Origin of the sequence: Fuerstiella marisgermanici (assembly GCF_001983935.1) — a bacterium.
GTDB lineage: Bacteria > Planctomycetota > Planctomycetia > Planctomycetales > Planctomycetaceae > Fuerstiella > Fuerstiella marisgermanici.
Genome location: NZ_CP017641.1, coordinates 5,484,648 through 5,507,109, shown reverse-complemented (window position 1 = coordinate 5,507,109; position 22,462 = coordinate 5,484,648). Strand labels below are relative to the sequence as shown.

Annotated in this window: 20 protein-coding genes; 6 read left to right on the top strand and 14 right to left on the bottom strand. The window is 56.1% G+C overall.

From position 1 onward, the window contains the following. Positions 1–16 precede the first annotated feature (16 nt). The 7 genes from Fuma_RS20445 to Fuma_RS20410 all read right to left on the bottom strand — a co-directional run bounded on the left by Fuma_RS20445 (position 17) and on the right by Fuma_RS20410 (position 6,952). Positions 17–286 (bottom strand): hypothetical protein, encoded by a 270-nt coding sequence (locus tag Fuma_RS20445; protein WP_077025750.1) that lies wholly within the window; start codon positions 284–286, stop codon positions 17–19. Between the two features lie 262 nt (positions 287–548). Beyond that, positions 549–1,838 carry a hypothetical protein gene (locus Fuma_RS20435; protein ID WP_077025748.1) on the bottom strand — a complete coding sequence of 430 codons (1,290 nt, stop codon included), beginning with the start codon at positions 1,836–1,838 and terminating at the stop codon, positions 549–551. Between the two features lie 52 nt (positions 1,839–1,890). Next, positions 1,891–2,316 carry an AAA family ATPase gene (locus Fuma_RS20430; protein WP_077025747.1) on the bottom strand — a complete coding sequence of 142 codons (426 nt, stop codon included), beginning with the start codon at positions 2,314–2,316 and terminating at the stop codon, positions 1,891–1,893. 105 nt (positions 2,317–2,421) lie between these two features. Continuing rightward, the gene (gene hemW, locus Fuma_RS20425) at positions 2,422–3,597 is read right to left on the bottom strand and encodes a radical SAM family heme chaperone HemW (protein ID WP_099091899.1); all 1,176 of its coding nucleotides are present in this window, start codon (positions 3,595–3,597) and stop codon (positions 2,422–2,424) included. 16 nt (positions 3,598–3,613) lie between these two features. Further along, the gene (locus Fuma_RS20420) at positions 3,614–4,348 is read right to left on the bottom strand and encodes a potassium channel family protein (RefSeq protein ID WP_229360696.1); all 735 of its coding nucleotides are present in this window, start codon (positions 4,346–4,348) and stop codon (positions 3,614–3,616) included. Between the two features lie 4 nt (positions 4,349–4,352). Beyond that, positions 4,353–6,065, bottom strand: a complete 1,713-nt coding sequence (polX, locus tag Fuma_RS20415; RefSeq protein ID WP_077025746.1) for a DNA polymerase/3'-5' exonuclease PolX — start codon at positions 6,063–6,065, stop codon at positions 4,353–4,355. Between the two features lie 113 nt (positions 6,066–6,178). Next, the gene (locus Fuma_RS20410; RefSeq protein ID WP_077025745.1) at positions 6,179–6,952 is read right to left on the bottom strand and encodes a biotin--[acetyl-CoA-carboxylase] ligase; all 774 of its coding nucleotides are present in this window, start codon (positions 6,950–6,952) and stop codon (positions 6,179–6,181) included. A 130-nt stretch (positions 6,953–7,082) separates the two neighbouring features. On the opposite strand from Fuma_RS20410, the gene Fuma_RS20405 reads away from it, so the two are divergent. The 5 genes from Fuma_RS20405 (at position 7,083) to Fuma_RS20385 (ending at position 13,588) form a co-directional block, all read left to right on the top strand. Continuing rightward, positions 7,083–7,697: a peptidylprolyl isomerase gene (locus Fuma_RS20405; RefSeq protein WP_077025744.1), complete on the top strand. Its 615-nt coding sequence runs from the start codon at positions 7,083–7,085 to the stop codon at positions 7,695–7,697. A gap of 579 nt (positions 7,698–8,276) precedes the next feature. Beyond that, on the top strand, positions 8,277–9,128 hold the full coding sequence (locus Fuma_RS20400) for a menaquinone biosynthetic enzyme MqnA/MqnD family protein (RefSeq protein WP_158521075.1): 852 nt from the start codon (positions 8,277–8,279) through the stop codon (positions 9,126–9,128). Beyond that, entirely contained in the window at positions 9,091–10,227 is a 1,137-nt protein-coding gene (gene mqnC, locus Fuma_RS20395) for a cyclic dehypoxanthinyl futalosine synthase (RefSeq protein ID WP_077025743.1), read from the top strand. Before Fuma_RS20400 ends, mqnC begins: the two co-directional genes overlap by 38 nt. Before the next feature lie 212 nt (positions 10,228–10,439). Then, positions 10,440–11,195 (top strand): ATP-binding cassette domain-containing protein, encoded by a 756-nt coding sequence (locus Fuma_RS20390; protein WP_077028449.1) that lies wholly within the window; start codon positions 10,440–10,442, stop codon positions 11,193–11,195. Beyond that, positions 11,192–13,588, top strand: coding sequence for an ABC transporter permease subunit/CPBP intramembrane protease (locus Fuma_RS20385; protein ID WP_077025742.1), 2,397 nt, complete (start codon positions 11,192–11,194; stop codon positions 13,586–13,588). The genes Fuma_RS20390 and Fuma_RS20385 overlap by 4 nt, the downstream gene beginning before the upstream one ends. Before the next feature lie 23 nt (positions 13,589–13,611). On the opposite strand, the gene Fuma_RS20380 is transcribed toward Fuma_RS20385, so the two are convergent. After that, positions 13,612–14,442: a uroporphyrinogen-III synthase gene (locus Fuma_RS20380; RefSeq protein WP_077025741.1), complete on the bottom strand. Its 831-nt coding sequence runs from the start codon at positions 14,440–14,442 to the stop codon at positions 13,612–13,614. Positions 14,443–14,565: 123 nt separating this feature from the next. Here Fuma_RS20380 and Fuma_RS20375 point away from each other — a divergent pair, with 123 nt between their 5' ends. Continuing rightward, complete coding sequence (locus Fuma_RS20375) at positions 14,566–17,835, top strand: DUF5060 domain-containing protein (RefSeq protein WP_218922220.1); 3,270 nt, start codon at positions 14,566–14,568, stop codon at positions 17,833–17,835. A 4-nt stretch (positions 17,836–17,839) separates the two neighbouring features. Here the strand turns inward: Fuma_RS20375 and Fuma_RS20370 are convergent, their stop codons facing one another. From Fuma_RS20370 to rpsF, 6 genes are all read right to left on the bottom strand, one after another. Next, positions 17,840–18,229, bottom strand: a complete 390-nt coding sequence (locus Fuma_RS20370) for a cupin domain-containing protein (RefSeq protein ID WP_077025740.1) — start codon at positions 18,227–18,229, stop codon at positions 17,840–17,842. Positions 18,230–18,340: 111 nt separating this feature from the next. Then, complete coding sequence (locus Fuma_RS20365) at positions 18,341–19,033, bottom strand: zinc metallopeptidase (protein WP_077025739.1); 693 nt, start codon at positions 19,031–19,033, stop codon at positions 18,341–18,343. A 259-nt stretch (positions 19,034–19,292) separates the two neighbouring features. After that, the gene (gene dnaB, locus Fuma_RS20360) at positions 19,293–20,663 is read right to left on the bottom strand and encodes a replicative DNA helicase (RefSeq protein ID WP_077025738.1); all 1,371 of its coding nucleotides are present in this window, start codon (positions 20,661–20,663) and stop codon (positions 19,293–19,295) included. Between the two features lie 252 nt (positions 20,664–20,915). Continuing rightward, positions 20,916–21,422, bottom strand: coding sequence for a 50S ribosomal protein L9 (rplI, locus tag Fuma_RS20355; RefSeq protein ID WP_077025737.1), 507 nt, complete (start codon positions 21,420–21,422; stop codon positions 20,916–20,918). A gap of 72 nt (positions 21,423–21,494) precedes the next feature. After that, positions 21,495–21,992, bottom strand: coding sequence for a single-stranded DNA-binding protein (locus Fuma_RS20350; RefSeq protein ID WP_077025736.1), 498 nt, complete (start codon positions 21,990–21,992; stop codon positions 21,495–21,497). Between the two features lie 45 nt (positions 21,993–22,037). Then, positions 22,038–22,460 carry a 30S ribosomal protein S6 gene (gene rpsF, locus Fuma_RS20345; RefSeq protein ID WP_229360695.1) on the bottom strand — a complete coding sequence of 141 codons (423 nt, stop codon included), beginning with the start codon at positions 22,458–22,460 and terminating at the stop codon, positions 22,038–22,040. Between the last annotated feature and the right edge of the window lie 2 nt (positions 22,461–22,462).

The following is a 22,462-nucleotide window of genomic DNA, read 5'->3' as shown; positions in this document are numbered from 1 at the left end:
GACAGACGGATAGGGCTTACGGTGTCTGCTCCGGCGTGATCCCGAACCGCTCATACCAACCATCGGGAGCCGTGCTTTTTCCGTGCCATGGATCTTCGTCGACGATTGTCCCGTCGGGCAACTCGTACCGGATCGCGCCGTCGTCCCCGTCAACCGGAATGGGAACTCCCCGACGCCTGGCCTCCTCAATCGCCCGCCTGGCACCGCGATCCATGAGTTCAACCACCAGGTCGTGATCTAACACGCTCCCGACATCTTCATCGCTCTTCGGTTCTCTGGCAATCATTGTTCGGTTTGCTCCCTGAGCTGGTGAAAGAGGTCGAAGAGTTGTTGGTTGTGAACCATAATCCGCTCGGACGCCCCGTTGGCAACACTAATTCGCCCAAACTGATTGTACACCAGCGACCAGCGACCAGCGATCAGACAGAGGTCTATACAAATCCCAAAAATTTGTCAGACAGCGCTGAAAGCGGCGTTCCACATCTTCAGTGGGAACGTGATGTCCGCCCTGCCGAACACGCTGGGTGCATCCGCTGTCTGGTCCGTTTTTAGAGGACGAGGTTTTTCCAGAGGTTGTGCCAGTTGTTGTTAATGTTGTGAGCTTTCAGTGCGGTCACTGCTGATGCTCCAATCGGCGACCAGTGCATGCCTGGGCCTTTCAGGCGAATTCCGACCAACTGTTTGGCCGTGGATTCGATCATGCCCGAGCCGATCTGACAGTTGTTCTCACGGTAGGCGGGATAGTTTGTCAGGCCCACTCGACTTCGGAAGTAACCTAACAGTGAATTCATCGCCTTGCGCTTTCTTCCACGCAGTCCAGACAACTGAGGTTGCAGCCAGTCCAGCAGTCCTTCACCCCCTTTGGTTCGCAGCAACTCCAGCCCCTCATCGACCCATGGCTTGACGTCATCCGCCGAATGCAGAACCTTCCCGCAGTCCCACACGTGTTCCGAGGCGTGATACCAATCCAGAATGCCGTCCGCATCAGCAAAGTACTTGTCGTGAATGCCCCAGCACCATTCCCCTCCATCGGCAATGAAAATCTTCTCGTCGGCGTCGCGATAGCCGTGTTCGCAGGCCAGTCGAAACAGTGACGCCGCAAAAGTCCCGAGATCTTCCTGCCCCCACACCACCTGCTTTTGCCAGCATTCGTTTTCATCCTGCCAGTACACACAGCCGACTCGCATCTGACGCCACAGCAATCGATTGGTGTTGGGGGCAGCGGGACACGGTTCGCGTTCATTGGTGCAGTACATGATGCCATCGCAACTGACATGAACCCGCTTCGGCCGCACTTTGGCCTCGATTGCGGACGGACTTTCCATCGCAAATTTCGCGGCCGTCTGACGCTGACCATCCACCACAGTGCCCACATCGTGAACCAATTGCAGCATGTCATCATGGCCGATGTGGACTGCGTGCTGATCAGCCATCAGCTGTTCCAGTCGAGTGAAATGTTCCAGTGTGGCTAACTGACAAATCTGCTTGCCCAGATGCCTTGTAATGCGATGTTTCCCACACCACACAAGGGCGTCCGCCGGAGTGCAGCACCGACGGCATTTCGGGCAGCGATAGCGACGGCGTTTGAAGTCGATTTCGCCGCTTTGACTCATGACTGGCACGGACCGAGTTCCTTTCCTGTGCATCACTCGCCCGCAGCAACGGGGCTGCCTGAGTTCCCCATCAAAACGGAAAAAAGCTTCCGACAATACGGCCTGCCCAACGCGATCCTTGAGTGCTTCCGTTTGCTGTTCAATATCAACCGGCTGGCCCGAAATCTGCTGTTTGAGAGTTTCGACTTCCCGACCATCAACCCGTACGATAACTTCTACGTTCATGGGGTGCCCTCCTTGGGTCTGCGAGGCTCCAAGCCTCTTGTTGCAGGAAACATCACCCATCAGGGTACACCTGTTTTTTCAACCTGCAACAAAACATCCCAGACAGCGGATGCACCCGAACACGCTGAGCAACGCGAGCGATACTCGCGTCGGTCGACTTGACGAAGACGAATGTTGTGTCCACGACGTACCCCGTTCGCCTCGCTGCTTCAATCGACCTGCGGAAGCTCCGGCCCGACAACGTCGACTCGACCACGAAGTTTTCACGAGAACCGATCAACGCGGCGATCTGAATGATAAACTGCCGTCCGGCTTCCATAGCGACAGACTCAGGCGATTCCGGACAAATGTCCGCCGCGATTTTGTCGGCACCAAGATACGTGTAGCCGAATTGTTCCTGCGACTCGCGCACGAAGGTTGTTTTTCCGGCTCCGTTTGGGCCGCCGACGATGATCATCTGTGGGGGAAGATCGTTCATGCGGGGAAGTTTAACACAGTGGCATCACTCGTGCATGATGAATGAGAATGGCCATAGTGGATCTTGTTGAAGATCCTCGCGCTGTTTTGTGACGTCCTCAAGATGCTACAGAAAATCGGCCACCACCGAGTCCGCGATAAAGCGGCCTTCCGCCGTCAATCGCAAACTGGCATCGACGATTTCCAGGTTGTTGGCGGCGATGTTGCGGTCGAGACTCTCGCCAGCCAGATCTGCCAGGCTGCATCCGAATCTCGCTTCGAACTTAGCCAGGTCGATGCCGTCAACCCGGCGCAGTCCCAGATAAATTGCTTCTCGCGCACTCTGTTCAGCGTTTAGACATTCATGATCCTGCAAAGCGACTTCGTTTTTCAGCCAGGCGTTTATCCAGCGGCTCACGTTGCGGGCGTTGGTGCTGCGAATGCCGTTCACGTAACGAGCGGCTCCGGGGCCGAAGGCGAAGTATTCGTCGGCCGCCCAGTAGACCTGGTTGTGGCGGCATCGCGAACTCGGCCGAGCAAAGTTGGAGATTTCGTAGTGCTGCAATCCGGCGCCATTTAGTTCGGATATCGCTAAGCCGTACATGTCGCGTTCCAGTTCGTCAGGGACAGCCGCCAGGCTGCCATGCTTCAGGCGGCTGAAGAAGTCGGTCCCCTTTTCGAACGTCAGACCATAGGTGGAAACGTGGGTGAGCGGCAGTTGCATCGCGGTCGCCAGAGTTTGCTGCCACACGTCCATCGATTGCCCTGGCACACCGAAGATCAGATCCAACGATAGGTTGGCGAAGCGTTCCTTCGCGCGGTACACCACTTCGATCGCTTCCTCGCCTGCGTGCTGACGTTCGAGCGTCTTCAGCACGTTGTCGTCAAACGACTGCACGCCGAGGCTCAACCGATTCACTCCTGCATCGGCCAGCGGTGCCAGACGTTCATCGTCCAGTCCGTCTGGATTCGCTTCGATGGAAAATTCGCCGCCGCTGGTCAATCGAAAGTGGTTGGAGATCAGTTGCAGCAGTTGTTCAAGTTGAGCAGCCGTCAAGTGAGTGGGCGTGCCTCCACCGATGAAAATTGTGTCCACGTCGTACACCCGATCCAGCATTGCCAGTTCGTTCTGCAGCGCGGTCAGATACGACGGGATCAGTTCGTCCTGCCTTGCGACCAAAGTAAAGTCGCAGTAGCCGCAGCGATGCAGGCAAAACGGCACATGGAAATAGACGGCCGCCGGCGCGTTGCGGTTGTTATCCGGTTTGGCGTAGACGTTGGGGATGGGCGGTCGATCAGGCACGTTTGAAGCCAACACGCTATTCCTGCGGCAATCCGGCCAATGATTCTTCAGAACCGGCCAGCAACAGTACGTCCGTCGCTTCGATGCGATCGTTCGGTCCGGGCACGCTGATGAGCTTCGACGTATCGACTTGCGGCGCGGGCAGATCTGAATCGCCCACCTCCGCCGTTTTGGGCTCCGTCGCTTCGGCATGCCGCCGGATGGCGATCAGGTTCACCTGATAGGTGGGCCGAAGATTAATTTCCCTCACCGTCTTTCCGACAAACTTTGTGGGGGCCACCATTTCCAGAATCGTGAAACCTTCGGCCAGCGTGATGTAGTCGTTGATGCGGGGGTGAGCCAATCGGCGGCCCAGCATTTCGCCAGCGTTCTGTTCCGGTTGAATCACTTCGTCGGCGCCAATTTGGCGAAAGATCTCAGCATGGAACTCCGTTTGAGCTCGGCAAATGACGTGTGGGATTTTCAGATTTTTCTTACAGATGACCGTCGTCAACAGCGCTGCTTCAAAGTTTTCTCCGATGGCGATTACGGCACAATCGACGCGATCAACTTCCTGGCTTCGCAACGCCGCCTCATCGGTTGAATTCAATCGCACGGCGATGGCGACATCCGATGCGATTTCATCGACAAGCTGCTCTTCATTATCCATGGCCACCACTTCGGCTCCGTGACTGGAAAGCCGACGAGCCAATGATGTTCCGAAACGACCGAGCCCGATCACGGCCACTCGCTGCACTGTGGAAGGATTCATGCGATTATCTGTTGAGTAATTTTTTAAATTGAGCCCACGTCTTCGTGTTGGCCACGTCTGCTTTGGATAGCCCGGCTCGCCGAGCCTGGTCGACTCCGTATTGCAGCACGTCGAAGCCGTTGACACTATGCGAGTCAGTGCTGATCACGATCGGAATCCCCAGATCACGCGCGGCGGCCGCGTTGACGTCGTCCAGATCCAGCCGCTTATAATGAGCGTTGATCTCCATCATCACGCCGTGATCAGCGGCTGCCTGCAGCATCTGCTTGATGTCCACGTCGGCTCCTTCACGTTTGCCGACCATGCGGCCCGTAGGATGGCCGATGATGTTGACGTGCGGATTTTTGATGGCTGTCAGCAGTCGCTTCATGATCTGTTCACGCGGCTGCTGCAATCCATAGTGCAGGACGGCGACCACCCAATCCGCTTCGGCCAGCACGTCGTCCGGCAGGTCCATCGTGGCGTCTTCCAGAATATCGCATTCGATGCCGCACAGAATTTCGATGCCCTTGATCTGTTCGCGAACTTTGCGAATGTCTTGCCAGTGTTTTCGCAGTCGATCGGCATCCAGCCCGTTTGCCATGGAGACTCGCTTGCTGTGATCTGTGATCGCAATGTACTTCAGCCCTCGTGCTTTTGCGGCTTCGGCCATTTCCAGAATACTGGCTGCTCCGTCGGAAGCGGTGGTGTGCATGTGCAGATCGCCCTTGATGTCTGCAACCGTGACCAACTCGGGCAACTTGCCGTGTTCGACATAGTTGAACTCCAACCGGTTCTCACGCAGTTCGGGGGGAATCCACGGCAGGTCCAACGCTGCATAGACGTCTTCTTCGGTCGCACCGGCGATCTGTTCGTCACCGCGGAACACGCCATACTCGTTGACTTTCAGGACCAGATCTTTGGCCTTCTGCCGAACGACGACGTTGTGTTCTTTCGATCCCGTAAAATATTGCAACGCCGCGCCGTAGGATTCGTCCGGGACGACTCGCAGATCGAGTTCGATTCCTGAATTCAGGCGGACTCGCATTTTCGTGTCGCCTCGCTGCAGAACGCTTTCCACCAGCGGGTTTTCGGCGAGTCGATCCATGGCCGCCTCCGCGCTGGCGGATGTGGCCAACACGTCGAGATCGCCACACGTTTCTTTACGTCGACGGCAACTTCCGGCGACGGCTGCTTGTTTGACGTCTTTGACTTGCAGCAAATCGTCCACGATCGCGTCGGCCGCTTCGCGCGCTCGGGCAATGGAGATTCGTTGACCTGCTTCGGCCGCGAGATCGATGTTTTCCAGAATCGACTGTTCCGTCTTCTTGCCAAATCCCTTGAGCGCAGCAAGTTTTCCGGCTTCGGCGGCGGCTTTGAGTTCGTCCAGCGATGTTAGGTTCAGCTTGTGAAAGAAGACGGCCACTTTTTTGGGGCCGACGCCAGCGATCCGCAGCATGTCAATCACACCGGGGGGCACTTGTGTTTTGAGTTCCACCAGTTGAGCGTGCTGGCCGGTGGTGACAAATTCTTCAATTTGCTTGGCCAGATCCTTGCCGATGCCGGAGTACTGAGTCAGGTCGGCGCCTTCTTCGACCAGCGAGGAAAACGATTCCGCGGTGGAAGAAATTTTCCGAGCCGCGCTGCGGTAGGCTCGCACACGAAACGGATTTGCTTCCTGAATTTCCAGCAGGTCTGCCAGTTGCTCAAAGGTTGCCGCAATTTGATCGTTCTTCATGTCCGCCGAAATTTCTTCCGATGATCGTGGCCGCTGCCGGCCGGAGTTTGCTTTTCGGTGGATTCTACACGTTGTGTGCGCATCGGGAAGCGGGAGCGGACATCCTGGTTTAATCACCAATCGAGCACGGTTCCTGCGTTCAGCTGGTGTGTTTTTTTGCCGACCCGAACCAGCAGGCACCCGTCGTCGTCAACTCGGTCACAAGTCCCATGAATCGTCGTTTCGCCCGTCTGCACTGTTATGCTGCGGCCATTCAGGATGCTGTGCGCATTTAGTTCTGCAACGATGGCCTTGTCGTCGTCACGTAGCTTGGTTAATGCATTGGTCAGTTCAGTAAGAATGCCGACAAGTACGTCCGTCAGATCATGGTGAGTGCCGGACAAGTCGAAAACGCTGGTGGCTTTTTGGCGGACAGTGTCCGGTGAGGCGTTCAGTGAGTTGTTCACATTGACGCCGATGCCGATGATCAGGCCTGATTCACTTTGTGCGGCATGCTGCTGAGTCAGGATGCCGCAGACTTTTTGTTCGCTGATCAGGACATCATTCGGCCATTTCACTGAGACGACTTTCTCAGGCACCAATGCCGCCAACGCGTTGCGAACAGCCAACCCTGCCGCCAACGACACGAAAGGCAGCCGTTCCGTTGAAAGCGATAGTCCCTCGGCCGCAAGCACCAACGAAAATGTCAGAGCACCAGGTGTCGCCCACCACGTATTTGCACCTCGCCCCCGCCCTGCTGTCTGGCACGATGTGAGGACCAGCGATGGGCTAAGCGGCAGCAAATCAGAAAGTAGCTCAGCGGCCAGTTTATTGGTGGAATCGAGAGTCTCGTGATACTCAACAAAGCGAACGTTGGTTTCGCGAGTGATTCGTCTCAAGTCAAACACGCATATTCCTGCTTCGCAATTGGAGACTTGATTTGTAGAATCTCCACACTGTATCGCGTCGGCACTGGCCTGTCACATCCGGACAGGCAATCGCCCAAGTCGAGTTAAAACCCAAAACGAGAGTAGTTAAATGTTGAAGAGATTATACGCCCTTAGTGTGTTCGCATTGGCTCTGACAGCAACAAGCACGAGTGCATCGGCTGAAGTTGCTGCAAAAGGCAAAGTCACAACGAAAGTGTTCTTCGATATCCAGATAGATGGCGAGAAGGCCGGTCGAATCGTGATCGGACTGTTCGGCGACGACGTTCCAAAAACCTGTGAGAACTTTCGAGCTCTGTGCACGGGGGAAAAGGGGACCGGGAAATCAGGCAAGCCGCTAAGCTTCAAGGGCAGTAAATTTCATCGCGTCATACAGCAGTTCATGTTGCAGGGGGGCGATTTTACTCGCGGCAACGGAACAGGCGGCGAGAGTATTTACGGCGAGAAATTTCCCGATGAGAACTTCAAGTTCACGCATGACGGTCCCGGCAACTTAAGTATGGCGAACGCCGGACCAAACACGAACGGGTCTCAGTTTTTCATCACCACTGTGAAGACGCCTTGGCTGGATGGCAAGCATGTCGTATTCGGACGAGTCGTCGAAGGCATGGATATCGTGAAGAAGATCGAAAGCTACGGTTCACAAAGCGGCCGCACATCAGCAACGATTACGATTGCCGACTGCGGCGAGCTGAAAGCTCCGTAACGTTGCAACCGAATGATGGGGGAGTCGTGCGGAATCTAACCAGGGAGCAATTCAGGCAGAAGGCAATGCCTACCTGAAAAAGAACTTCCCTGACCTGGACTACATCAAGTCCGTCAAACTGGTGGACGCGAAGTAGCAGATCTTCGCATGATGATTTGGCGTCGCTCGCTCTCCAACTGCCTTCGTGCGGTGAGGGCGAGCCGCTCACCTCGCCGAGGACTCTGTTCCTGTCATTCAGACGCTGCGGTGAGGAAAATTCTTGCGCACGGGAGAATGTTGCTCCAACGAAGCAACTGGGGGCAGTTCAGGGCCGTTCACTGCCGTTTTTGAGCGAACGGGCGGATCCGCTGCTCTGGAATCCCGATGATTCCTTCAGTAACCGCTGTAATTCTCACGAATAGAACGCTTACAGGGTTCGTCAATACGTGGGTTTTTGAACCGCCGGTTGAGTCCACTCAGCGTCCGTCTATACTAGATTCGCGTCCCGTAAATTTGGGCAGCCGGCGATGGAAGCGTCCCGGACAGCAGCGACATCAGGGAATTCCGAACGCCGAGGGCACGGTTGGGTCGGAGCAGATCATGATTATGCAACAAGACTCGGCCAAATCCAAAACCGTAGCACGTCCACCGGCGTCCGTCCGACTCGGGGCGGTCAGCTATTTGAATTCACGTCCGCTGATTCAGGACCTGTCCGAACTGCTGCCCGGTTCTTCTGTTGAACTCGACTACCCCAGCCGGCTGGCCGATTCTCTGGCCGATGGCGAGATGGATGTGGCGCTGATTCCGTCCATCGAATATTTTCGTCGCCCCGGCTACGAAATTATTTCAGACGCCTGCGTGGCGGCTCGCGGGGAAGTGATGAGCGTTAAGCTCTATTGTCGCGTCCACCCCGGCAAAGTACGGCGGATGGCACTGGACGAAGGTTCTCGCACCAGCGCGACGTTGTCGAAAGTGATTCTGGCCGAACGCTACGGATCGTTTCCGGAATCCGAGCCTCTATCCATGGATTCCATGACAACCGACAGTGCGGCCGACGCGGTTTTGCTGATCGGCGATCGAGCGATGCACACACCGCAGGAATCGTTTGTCGAAGTGATGGATCTTGGCCAGATGTGGTACGACTGGACGGGGCTGCCGTTTGTTTTTGCCATGTGGGTCGCTCACACATCGGCCGACACGACGGGCGTCGCTTCCGCATTGAATGAGGCTCGCGATCGTGGCCTTGCCAATGTGACGGACATCGCGAAATCGGAATCCGCAAAGCTGGGTATTGCGGAAACCGTCGCTCTGAATTATCTCACAAAGAACCTGCACTACAGGATGACGGCTGCCGAACGCAGCGGTCTGCAGCTTTTTCACGAACTGGCGTCTCGACACAATCTGGTCAACCAAAATGCAAACCTTGTCTTCTCCGATTTCGTCACTGCTTGACAAAGCCGTCGCGGGCGAACGCCTAACTCCGGAAGAAGGTCTGACGCTGCTGCAATCGCACGACCTTCCCGCCATTGGTGCGGCTGCCGATGCTGTCACACGCCGACTGCATCCGGAACCGTTTCGCACCTACAACATCGACCGCAACATTAACTACACGAATGCGTGTACCGCCGTCTGCGACTTTTGCGCGTTCTATCGGCCGCCCGATCATCCGGAAGTTTATGTGCTGCCGATGGAGACGCTGCTGAAGAAGATCGAGGAAACCGTCGAACTGGGCGGCGATCAAATTCTGCTGCAGGGCGGTCTGCATCCGAAGCTACCGCTGGAGTGGTACGAAGACATGCTGCGAACGATGAAGCAGCATTTCCCACAGGTGAATGTTCACGGTTTCAGCCCGCCGGAAATCCATCACTTTACGAAGATCTCCAAACTGCCTTTGGAAACGGTGCTCGAACGACTGAAAGCTGCGGGGCTTGGCAGCATTCCTGGCGGTGGCGGTGAGATCCTGGTGGACCGAGTCCGCAAAGAGATCACTCGCGGCAAGGTACTGACCGACGACTGGCTGAACGTTATGCGAGTCTGGCATAACCTCGGCGGCAAGTCGACAGCCACGATGATGTTTGGGCATGTCGAAACGCTGGCCGAACGCATTGAGCATCTCGAACGAGTCCGCGAACTGCAGGACGAAACCGGCGGCTTCACGGCGTTCATCTGCTGGACGTTTCAGCCTGATAACACTGACATGGCTCAGATTCCGCCCGCGGGGGCGTTTGAATACCTGAAGACTCAGGCCATCAGTCGTCTGTATCTCGACAACGTGCCGAATATCCAATCGTCATGGGTGACTCAAGGCGAAAAGGTGGGGCAGATGGCCTTGTTGTTCGGTGCGAACGACATGGGAAGTCTGATGATTGAAGAAAACGTGGTGTCCCAGGCGGGGACCGTTCATCACCTTACGGTGGATTCAATTCGGCAGTGCATTCAGAACGCTGGTTACACTCCTCGGCAACGCAACGTTTATTACGATTACATTGATGAAGCCGACGAGTTCCAGTCAGCATCGTCTGACCCGGTTCTACCGATTCTACAATCGTAAACGTGCGCTGACGTTTGCCGAATGCCCGCCCGCCGGCGATGTGTGTGTTAGCCTGAAAGTGCTTCGTCTCGCGACGAACGGTCGTCCATTGGATGTCTTGAAACTGACAGGGTTTCTTCCCATCCGGACGGCCGATGGAATTCTGGCGAATCCAACAACGAATCGCGATCACGGGCCCAACCATTCGGCACAACACCCAGAGCATTCCCCGCATGATTCGCGTCAAGGGCCTGACTAAAGAATTCAACGACTTCGGCGGCAAGTTCCGCGCGCTGGACAATGTGTCGTTTGAAGTGAATCCCGGAGAAATCTACGGGTTGCTTGGCCCCAATGGAGCTGGCAAAACGACCTGCCTGCGGATCCTTAGCACCGTGCTGAAGCCCAGCCGTGGCTTTGCGGAAGTCGCCGGCATCAACGTCATGCACGATGCGGCCGCCGTTCGCCGCAACATTGGGTTCATGTCCTGCAACACGGGCATCTACGACCGCATGACGGCTCGCGAAATGGTCGAGTACTTTGGTCGACTGTACGGGATTCCCGAAGACAAACTGCAGCCTCGCATTGAAGAAATTTTCGACGTGCTGCAGATGGACGAGATCGGAGACCGGCTGGGATCCAAGATGTCCACCGGCATGAAACAGAAAGTGTCGATCGCGCGAACGATCGTTCACGACCCCCCTGTCATTATCTTTGACGAGCCCACCTCAGGACTTGACGTGTTGGTCGCTCGCAACGTGCTACAGGCGGTGGCGACACTCAAAGAACAAGGCAAATGCATTATCTTTTCGACTCACATCATGCGAGAAGTCGAAAAGCTGTGCGATCGAATTGCAGTGATTCATCGCGGCAGAATTGTAGACGAAGGTACACTGCCGGAACTTGCCGACCGCCATAACCAACCGGATGTCGAAGAACTGTTTTTCGATCTGATTGAACAACGAGAAGCCGAAATCGCCCAACAATCATGAGCTGGAAAAACATCAAACTGATTTTCCTGCGGGAAGTACGTGACCAGTTGCGCGACCGTCGCACGCTGTTCATGATTACGATTCTGCCTGTGCTGCTGTACCCCATGCTTGGGCTGGGCGTGGTGCAGATGATGCTGACGTTCAGTGAGCAGAAGCGTACGGTCGTTGTGCTGAACGCTAAAGAATTGCCAACGGATCCAGCGTTTCTTAGCGAGGACGGAATCCGCGACGAATGGTTTCCCGGCGGCGCAGATGACGCGAAACGTCTCCGCGCTGTGGTTGATCTTCCGGGCTCCGCAGACGAAACCGTTCCTGCCGGAACGCACAAGGCAAGGTCCGATGCCGAACTGCTCAAGAGCGGCCGGCAGTTGCACAAGAAGCTGACGCAGTATCAGGCTGCTGCGGAATCAGAAGAAGATCCAGCCGCTCGTGCGCAAATCCGCGACGAAATCAGCAGTGAGCTCAACGATAGCGGTATTCAGGTCTTGGTCATGGTGCCCGATGGTTATGCCGAGGCTATCGCCGCACTACAAACGGATTCGTCCGTGAGTGATGACGAGTCCGTGTTCGTCCCCAAACTGCAGGTTCTTCGCAACAGCGCCGACGACAAGTCTGCGGTGGCATTCGGCCGCATCCGCAACGCTTTAAATAACTGGGAAGACGCCCTGCGCGCTACCACGTTTGAAAAGGCAGCTTTGCGGCCGGAGTTACAACATCCGGCCAGCTTGGAATGGATTGAAGTTGCGCGCGGCGAAGAAGTGGCGGCCAATGTGTGGAGTAAACTCTTCCCTGCGATGATCGTCATTATGGCGTTAACCGGAGCCTTCTATCCCGCCATCGACCTGGGGGCCGGTGAAAAAGAACGCGGCACGATGGAGACGCTGCTGATCAGTCCCGCTCGCCGAGTCGAACTGGTGATGGGCAAGTTCATGACGATCCTGCTGTTCAGTATTGGAACAGCCCTGATGAACCTGTTAAGCATGGGATTCACCGGCCAACACTTGGCATCTGCGATGGGGGCGGGAGCCGTAGAGGCTGTTAACCTGGAATTCCCCAGCGCGGCAGCTTTGATGTGGTTGGTGATCCTGCTTGTGCCGCTGGCTGCGTTGTTCAGCGCGTTGTGCCTGGCTCTGGCGACGTTCGCGAAATCGACCAAGGAAGGCCAGTACTATCTTACGCCGTTGTTGATGGTGATTCTGGGGCTGACCATGTTCTGCCTGAATCCAGCGATTGAGATCACGCCCCTTTACAGCGTCATTCCCGTTGTGAACGTGGCGTTGCTGCTGAAAGGTTTGCTGCTGACCGCCACGCAGTCGAATGACTTGCTGATGTATGCGATCCCGGTTTTGGTATCCAGCTTTGGGTACAGCATGTTAGCGTTGTGGTGGGCAATCGATCTTTACAACAGTGAAGGCGTACTGTTCCGCGAAGCTGAAAAGTTCGACGTGCGATTGTGGTTCAGCAACCTGACTCGCGACAAGGAACCAGTTCCAGCCCTTCCGGAAGCTGTGTTCTGTTTTATCGTGATTCTGTTCCTGCAGTTCGTTGCGATGAAATATATGAAGCCCGACCTTGTGGGCACCGATGCGGTGGTCGGTCGACGAGTCATGCAGACGATGGTGATTCAGCAGCTGACGATGATCGCCTGTCCTGCGGTGTTTATGGGCATATTGTTAACGACCAGTCTGCGAGCGACCTTCCGTCTTCGCATGCCAACCTTGAGCTCCATGCTGATGGGAGTTGGCCTTGCCGTGCTGGCTCATCCGTTAAGCGTCGAAGTGAGCAGCTTTGTTGTCGAATACGGGTTTCTGCCCGCTCCGCCTGAAGAAGGGCTGGCTCGTATTTCGAAGCTGTTGAGTTCCACTGACCTGCCTCGCTGGTTGATTATCACCGTGTTCGCCGTTACGCCTGCGATCTGCGAAGAGCTCGCATTTCGCGGCTTTATCCTCAGCGGATTGGCTCGCGGCGGGCGATTAAAGGTCGCGATTATCGTGTCGAGTTTGATGTTCGGCATCATTCACATGATTCCGCAACAGGCATTCAACGCCGCGCTGTTGGGACTCGTGCTTGGCTTGCTGGCCGTTCACAGTCGCAGTTTGTTTCCCGCGATGGCGTTCCATTTTGTGAATAACACGATGGCTACGTTTCACGGTCGCGGCGGCTTTGGCATCAAACCGGACGGCGTGTTCTTTTCAGAAACTGTGTTCTCCGAAGAGAGCCGCATGCTTCGTTACGAAATGCCCACGCTGATTTTGTGTGGCATCGGCATGGCGATTCTCATCGCTCGCATGATTAGCGACCTTCGCGCTGAGCAGGTTGAGAAGCGGGAATTAGAACTCCGGTCGTTCGATGCTCCCGCCAGCGATGCGAACAACCTCGCTGCTGGAATTTGAGTTTCCGTTGGTGAGCCGAGGACTTATGTGCTCGGCTCGCCGGATTGAAACGCCGCAATAGCACCGCGAACCAGCGGCCCCATCTTTGGCGGGCTGGCTTCGAAGCCAACGTTCAGCCCGACTTCGTTTAGCGTCTCCGAACATGTGGGGCCGATCGACGCCACCAGAATCCTGTTCGCCGCCTCCAGCCATTCGCTTTGACAACCACGCTGTTCCGCCACCAACAACACATGGCGGACCTGTTGCGCACTCGTGAACAACAGGATGTCGGTTTGCCCTGCAATCGTTTTCTCGATCGCGGATTCGAGTGGTTGAAGGTCGTCTGGCAACGCCCACCGATAGACGGGCACGGGCAGCACTGTGGCTCCGCGTTGTTTCAGGCCGTCATAAAGTTCCGGATTCGACACGCCGTATTCCTGCACGGCCACCGTTTGCCCTTCCAATGCGACGCTGGCTCCGTCGATCGCTGCTAATAACTCGCGCCACGTATTCGGTTCGGGGGCTTTGACGGCGTACTGTAAGCCCAATCGCTTAAGTACAGCCGCCGGTTTGGGCCCGCGTATCAGCAACGGAATGTCCTTCATGACCTGAAGTAATCGTTCTTTGAGTTGCTGTGTGGCGGCTATTTCCAGCATTGCTTCCACGCCGACACCGGTGAGCAGAATCAGGTACTGCGTTTCATTGGCGATGATTTTTTGAACCGCAGCTATGGCTTCTGAGTTCTGTTCGAGGGGCACTTCCTGCATCGACGGAGCGACGACTGGTGTCCCACCGAATCGTTCAATCAGGGAACGCATGTCGTCTGCGCGACGACTTTCGAAGGTGCAGACGATGGGTTTTTGATCGTCAGGCATGGCAAGAATTCGGTTCGATCATGGACGGTCTGGCAGGCCGTCGAGGTTAGTGGAGATTCTGTCCGACATTGTTACATTGGAACAGAGGTGTATTCCAAGGGCGGGTTCCGGGAGCAATATCGCATGCTACACAAATTCACATTCGCTTGTCTGTCACTAAGCCTGGCACTCAGTCCGACGGCTGCCAACGCCGCAGGCTCTTCTGAGCCAATCGCTGATGGCAGCCTGGTCTTCGCCGAGAAGGAAGGCCTCGTAGCCGTCGAAGCCGAACACTTTATTGAGCAGTCGCAAGCGGACAAGCGTGCATTCTACCTGACAACGGCCGACGACAAGCCCGCCGTCGAACCTGACGGCGACCCGGCTCACGTGGCCGGTGCCAGTGGCGGAGCATATCTCGAAGTTCTGCCGGACACGCGGCGGACTCACGATGACAAGCTAATCAGGGGCACGAACTTTGCGCCGGATGCAGGCAGGATGGCGGTGCTGAGTTACAAGGTTCACATCACCACGCCGGGGCGATACTACGTTTGGGTACGAGCGTTTTCAACGGGCAGTGAAGACAACGGCCTGCATGTGGGCCTCGACGGAGAATGGCCTGCCAGCGGTCAGCGGTTGCAGTGGTGCGAAGGGAAACGAACCTGGCGGTGGGACAGCAAGCAACGCACCGAAAAGGAACACTGCGGCGAGCCTTATAAGATTTTTCTGGACATCAAAGAACCGGGCGAACACACAATCCACTTTTCAATGCGCGAAGATGGCTTCGAGTTTGATAAGTGGCTGATGACCACAAACCGCGACTTCGAACGCCCCGACGGTGTTGGTCCGGCCAGCGAGGTTCACGCAGGAACGCCGCCCAAAGCATTTCGATTGGTGAAGGCGCAGAAGAAGTTTCCCGCTCATTGGGGTGAGCCACCAAAAATTCAAACCCGCGACCTGGTACCACTTCCCGGCGGATACGGCCGAGGCAGCAGCACGTTGCGAAACTGGATCCAGCAGAATCTTGATGCAGATGCCCGAGTGCCTCAGGCAAAACAGCTCACGATGCCCGCAGCCGAATGGTCTCTGGACGGCACCGGGTTTTATCTGGATCGAGGCAAGTGGGCCGCCATCAATCCGGACCAGCGAAAGAAGGCCGTCGCGGAAAACACGTTCCCCTTCCCGACTGGCGTGTACAACGTGACGTTGCAGGCCGTGGGGGAGAACGATGGAGAATCGACGTACGTTGTGAGTGCCGATGGAGAAGCGATTGGCGACTTCAAGTGTCCGCTGAGTGGGCAAACGTACGAAGAGGACGACAAATTTCACAAGACATGGAATAAGGTGCAGCTCACGGAAGGCACCGTGATTAAGGTTGCTGCCGAAGTCGGTTCGAAGGACGGTCAGGAATTCAGTCGAGCTCGCTGGGCAGCGGTGACGTTTGAGCCTGCCAACGATGCAACTCGCAAAGCTGCCGCTCCTCTGCTGAAGAAGATGGCGCAAACTTCGCAGCAGGCGCCGCGGAAAGCAAAGCCCAAGGGTAGCCCGACGATTCCCGTCAGCAAGCTGCCGCTGATCATGCCGCGGCAGCCGGATGGTGACGGCAGTGTGAAGATTACCGGCGAACTCAAACAGTGGCACAAGGTCACGCTGACGCTCGACGGTCCATACGCTCACGAACAGGACAACGATCCGAATCCGTTCACGGACTACTTCTTTGCTGTCGAGTTTACTCATGAGTCCGGCACACCGAAGTATCTTGTGCCGGGCTACTTCGCAGCCGATGGTGACGCGGCGAATACGTCTGCCGAAGCGGGAACGAAATGGCGAGCCCACCTGTCGCCGGATCTGGCCGGAGCCTGGAAGTACCGAGTAGTCGGTCCGATCCGTATCAAGGATCTGCACATCCCGAATGACGTTGCTGACGCTCCCCGCGAGTACAAACGCGGTTCGTTCGAAATCGCCGCCACGGATAAATCCGGTCGCGACTTGCGGGCGCACGGGCGATTGCAGTACGTCGGCAAACACTATCTCCAGTTCGCCGGCAGCAAGAAGTACTTTCTGAAGGCAGGAGCCGACGCGCCTGAAACGCTATTGGGCTATGTCGACTTCGACAACACCATCGCCGGTAAGCCTGACAAAGTGCCGCTGAAAACCTGGGGGCCACATGTTCAGGATTGGAATGACGGCGATCCCACATGGAAAGACGGCAAGGGCAAAGGCTTGATCGGAGCGGTCAACTACCTTTCTGGCAAGGGGTGTAATGCGTTCTCGTTTCTTACCTATAACGCAGGAGGCGACGGCGACAACGTGTGGCCGTACATTCATCGAGATGACAAGCTGCACTTCGACTGCAGCAAGCTGGACCAGTGGGGGATTGTTTTCGATCACGCCACCGCCAAGGGCATGTACCTGCACTTCAAAATGCAGGAAACCGAAAACGACGATCACAAACGAGGACACAACGGCGGCAAAGGAAACGTTCCTGAATCACTCGACGGCGGAGACTTCGGTCTTCAGCGGCGAGCCTATTGCGGCCAACTGATCGCCAGGTACGGCCACAACCTCGCGTTGAACTGGAACCTTGGCGAAGAGAACACTCAGACGACTGAGCAGCAGAAACAAATGATTCACTTTCTGGCGACGGCAGATCCGTATAAACACAACATCGTGATTCACACGTTTCCGAATGAGCAGGACAAGGTCTACAAGCCGCTGCTGGGCGACCGGTCCGAACTGACGGGCGTGTCACTGCAGAACAGTGGGATCAAGGATACGCATAGCCAAACTGTGAAGTGGGTGACGGAATCTGCGAAGGCCGGCAAGCCGTGGATCGTGGCCTTCGACGAATCCGGCACGGCGGCTCATGGGCAATGTCCGGACCTCGGCTACAAAGGTTTCGACGGCAAGGACCGAACGGGCAAGATGATCTACACCGAACACGAAGTGCGGCACCAGACGTTGTGGGGCACACTTATGGGGGGTGGTGCGGGAGTCGAGTACTACTTCGGCTACCAGTTTGTCGAGAACGACCTCGTCTGCGAGGACTGGCGTTCACGCGATCGCAGCTGGGACTATTGCCGCGTCGCGATCAACTTCTTCCACGACCAGAAGATTCCGTTCCACGACATGCAGCCCGCTGACGAACTGGTCGGCAATGCAGGTCACGATAATAGTAAGTACTGCTTCGCGAAATCTGGCGAGGTGTACGTCGTCTATTTGCCAAAAGGTGGCACCACAGATCTGGACCTCACGTCAGCTTCAGGGACGTTCACCGTGAAATGGTTTGATCCACGAAACGGTGGTGAGCTATTGAACGGGTCGGTGGCGTCCATCGAAGGCGGCAAGGTGCGGTCAATCGGCCAACATGATGGCGATGGAGACCGAGTGGCATTGGTGCGACGATCAAATGATTGATCGATCAGTCCAGCCACTCATCGGCCGGATCGAATTCCGGTAGCACCACAATCAACACCTTCATTTTTCCAAGCGCTCGATGACGGACGCCGGGTGGGACTACGATACTGACGCCGGCACGGACATCGATGATCTCGTCGTCCAGTTCCATTTTGGCATCGGGACCGCATTCGAGGAAGAAGTACGTTTCGGTAAGCGTCTTGTGATAGTGCTTCTTCGCGGCTTCACTGATTTCCGTCACGTGCAAAGTGCCGGGGAATTCGGGCACACCGGCGAATGCCCGACGGGCTGATCCGCAGGGGCACGGCACGCCTTCGATCTGCGAAAAATCCGCCAGGCGGTAGCGGGCTGCGGACCCGGTGTCAGAAGTTTCGGTGGGTGGCTTCAGACTCATCTTAGTTTCCTACAGCGAATTTCGCTGACTTGTGGCCGCGGAGCAAGCGTTACGGACTGTGAAGGCTGTTTCCCGCGAGCCCGAACTGCCCACGACAAGAGAAAGACTGCTCTAATCGCGGTTGCCCAGTAGTCCTGATCGCATCAGAAAGTACAGCAGCGTCAGCAATGTGCTGACAACAGCAGCGACGTAAGTCAGGGCGGCCGCATTCAAGACACTGTCGACCCCGTCTCGTTCCTGCGGTGTAATGATACCCGTATCGACGATGAGTTTCTTGGCTCGAGCGGTTGCGTCAAATTCGACGGGAAGCGTCACCAGTTGAAACAACAGCACCGCACTAAACAACAAGGCACCGATCATGACAACAGAGGGTGACAGAAGAAACAGACCGACTGTCATTACGAGGTCGCCCACCCCGGAGCCAATTCCTGCAAGAGGCACAAGGGCCGATCGTAGCCCCAGCGGTGCATATCCCCGAGCGTGCTGGATCGCGTGCCCCGCTTCGTGACATGCCACTCCCAGAGCGGCAATAGACCGGCTGGCGTAGACGTCTTCAGAAAGCGCCAGCTGTTTTGTGGCCGGATTATAGTGGTCGCTGAGGTACCCGTTTGTCGGTACGATTCTGACGTCTCCGATGCCCGCGTGCTCCAATAGAATTTGCGCGGCTTGAGCTCCGGTGTAGCCCTGCGACCCAGCAACCTTTGAATACTTTGCGAATGCCGAACGCACCAACATGCTGGCAATGCCAGAAATGATCAGTCCTGGCAGCAGCACCATCAAAATGTAGGTTGGGTCGAAAAACATAGCGGATTTCTCTTCGTAAAAGGCCTCGCTTCGGGAGGAAATTCGTTGCTATGTCTACGATAGCAAATTGCGTACCACTTCATTCAGGCCAAAACGGCAGTTGCCGCTCGACACAAAGAGTGTGGGCTACGCATCAGGTGGCATTGGCACCCCGGATGTGCGTCGCCCAGAGTCACTGAGGCCATCAACACCCGCTGCTTGTGGGCCGAACCGTCGCCGTAGGATTTTGGGCTTAGGCTTAGCTGCTGACAACGCTGGCCTACAGGTCAAAATCCGTGTCGGGCATGGGAGCGTAGTTCTCGAATCGCATGAATTCTTTGCGCCACGTTAATCGCACGATTCCGGTCGGGCCGCTGCGGTGCTTGGCGACGACGATCTCAGCTTCGCCGGGGCGGTCTTCCGGGTCGTAGGCGTCGGGACGATGCAGGAACATGACCATGTCTGCGTCCTGCTCAATCGCCCCGCTCTCTCGCAGGTCGGCGAGTCGTGGTCGCTTGTCTTCACGCAGTTCCACTCCGCGGTTCAACTGGGCCAGGGCGATCACGGGGACTCGCAGTTCTTTCGCCAGAAATTTCAGACGACGTGAAATGCCGGCAATCTGCTGTTCACGCGGTGAGTTCTTGTCATCCGGTTCGACAAGCTGCAGGTAGTCGATGATGATGACGCCCAGCGGGCTTTTACGATGAAGGCGTCTGGCCAAGGCTGCAATTTGTCCCATCGTGCGACCGGGCTTGTCGTCGATGTAAAGCGGCAGCCGTGACAGCTCATCAGAGGCCATCATCAACTTGTCTCGGTCTTCGGCGGTGAGGTTACCTGCTCGAAGGTCGTGTCCGTTCACTTTGGCCGTGAGGCACAGAAAACGCTCGGCGAGTTCCAGGTTGGACTGTTCAAGGCTGAACAGCAGCACCCCTTTCAGGTCTCGCGCCACTGCTTCGGCCACGTTACAAACGAAAGCCGTCTTTCCCATCGACGGCCGAGCGGCTAGGATGACCAGCTCCGTCGGTTGCAGGCCGGTGGTTTGAGCATCAAGATCGGCGAAGCCGGTTGTCGTGCCGGAAACATCACCTTCCGTATTGATGCGTTCTTCAATGCGGTCGAAGGCGTCCATCAGGATGTCGCCGATGGCGATGTTTCCTGCGCCTTCCTGTTGTTCCACGATGCCAAAAATTCGCCGCTCCGCACTTTGAAGCAGGTCTTCAATGTCGGTGGTGAGTTCATAGCTTTCGGACAGGATCTCAGTGCACCCGTAGATCAAACTGCGCTGCAGCCATTTTTCACGCACGATGTTTGAGTAGTACCGCACGTGAGCTGCGTGGGGCACTGTATCCAGGATTTCGGCGATGTATGGCCCGCCACCAACATCTTCCAGTTCGCCGCGTCGTTTGAGTTCGTTGGCGAGCGTAATGCCGTCGATGCCGCGAATGTTGTTCTCATAGAGGTCGCGAATGGCGGTATAGATTTTCTGGTGGGCGTCACTATAGAAGTGGTCGGCCTTCAGCACTTCTCCGACGTCGTCAATCGCTTCGTTCAGCAGCATGATGCTGCCCAGCACACCTCGTTCCGCGTCGAGATTCTGCGGAGGAATCCGAAACTTGTCGGGACCTGCCGACGTCTTGGTATCTCCGTACATGCTTCCGTTACCTTTGAAAATTCCCCGGCCGCCGCGAAAAAATCCCCAGGCAGGAAACCTGCCTGAGGATCATGGATTTTTGCCGTACGGCACCGAATTGTTAACTCAACCCGGCACAGCTCGTTCAAGGTGCCTCAACCATCAGGTGTCGGCAAATCGTTCTCGGTTTAGAATGACAGAGCCTGCTCGCGAGGGCGGCCTTCATTCGGACAAGATCTCCAGCGTAGTCGGCTGGAGGTCAATCGAAAACCACTAGACGCCTGCAGCGGATGGCACCACCCACACTTTAACATCGGTCTGTACTTTCTCGTGTAGCTTCAGCTTCACTGTGTACATGCCCAGTTCGCGGATCGGGCCTTCCATACGAACATGTTCTGGTTCGATTTTGTGGCCAGCCGCCTTCAGAGCATCGCTGATGTCTTTGGGGCCCACTGAGCCGTACAGGGCGTTGTCTGTCGTGGCGTTCGCCTCAATCGTCGCACTGTACTTGTTGACAGCGTCAGCGATCTTCACAAACTCACGAATGCGGCTGGATTCGATGGCTTTCAGCTTCTCTTTGTGAAGCTCCACCATCCGCTTGTTTTCGTCGGATGCCACTGTCGCGACACCGTGCGGCAACAGGTAGTTGCGAGCATAGCCGGGCTTCACTTTTACGATCTCGCCACGCTTGCCAAGATGCTCAACATCGTGCACCAGCAGCACTTCGGCCGAACTATTGGTTGAACCGGCAACGCCGCGAGGTTTTGAAATATGAACCATGTTTCCGAATTCCAAACTAACAATCAGAAGGGTCTCTGAAATCTTGAACTCTAATCAGGGCGAGAAAACCGTCTAGAACGGAATTTCATCGTCTTTGGGGGGGCTGGGAGCATCATCGTAAAAAGCCTGATCCGGGCTTTTCTCTTCACGCCCGGTGTTGGCTGCTGGCGGCCTTGAAGGCTGTGATCCACCAGACTCCGGCCGGCCTCCGCCACCACCACCACCACCATCGTTACGGCTGCCCAGCAATTGCAGGGTCTCACCAACGACCTTTAGCTTCGATCGTCGCTGACCGGTTTCCTTATCTTCCCATTGATCCAGTTGCAAACGCCCTTCAATCAGACACGGGCGGCCTTTGGAAAGATATTCGCCGGCGACCTCTGCCGTTCGGCCCCACAGTGTCACGTCGACGAATGTCGTTTCTTCTTTGCGTTCATTGGTGCTGCGATCGGTCCAGTTACGGCTGACCGCCATGCCAACTTCTGTGACCGCCGTTCCGCCTGTCGTGTAGCGCACTTCGGGGTCGCGAGTCAGGTTGCCAACCAGAATCACTTTGTTGAAGGATGCCATCGTGTCTCCAGTGAAGGAACGCCGAGTTGCAATTCGCCGTACGGACTAATTTGCTTCTGCAGGTTTTGCTTCGTCAGGCGTGGCTTCTGCTTCCACCTCTGCCTCGCCATCAGTCGTGCCGTTGAGGGCGTCGACCATTGCGTTGAACAATTCTGGTGGGTGCTTGATGACCATCTGTCGCAGCACGACGTCACTAAGGTGACACTGTCGCGTGATCACTTCCATGCCAGCTCCAGGCATGCGGAAGCACACCAGATAGTGCAGACCTTTCCGTTGACCTTCGATTTCATAGGCCAGCTTGCCATCCTGCCATGGGCGGTGAGCTACTACGGTAGCACCGGCTCGCTCCAGGATCGCCATGATGGATTCTGTGGCAGCTTCCGGATCGTTGGCGAAATGACTGCTGTTGACAAGGAACATACCTTCGTAAAGGTTTTCCTTTGTGGTACTGACTTCTGCGACTGACACCG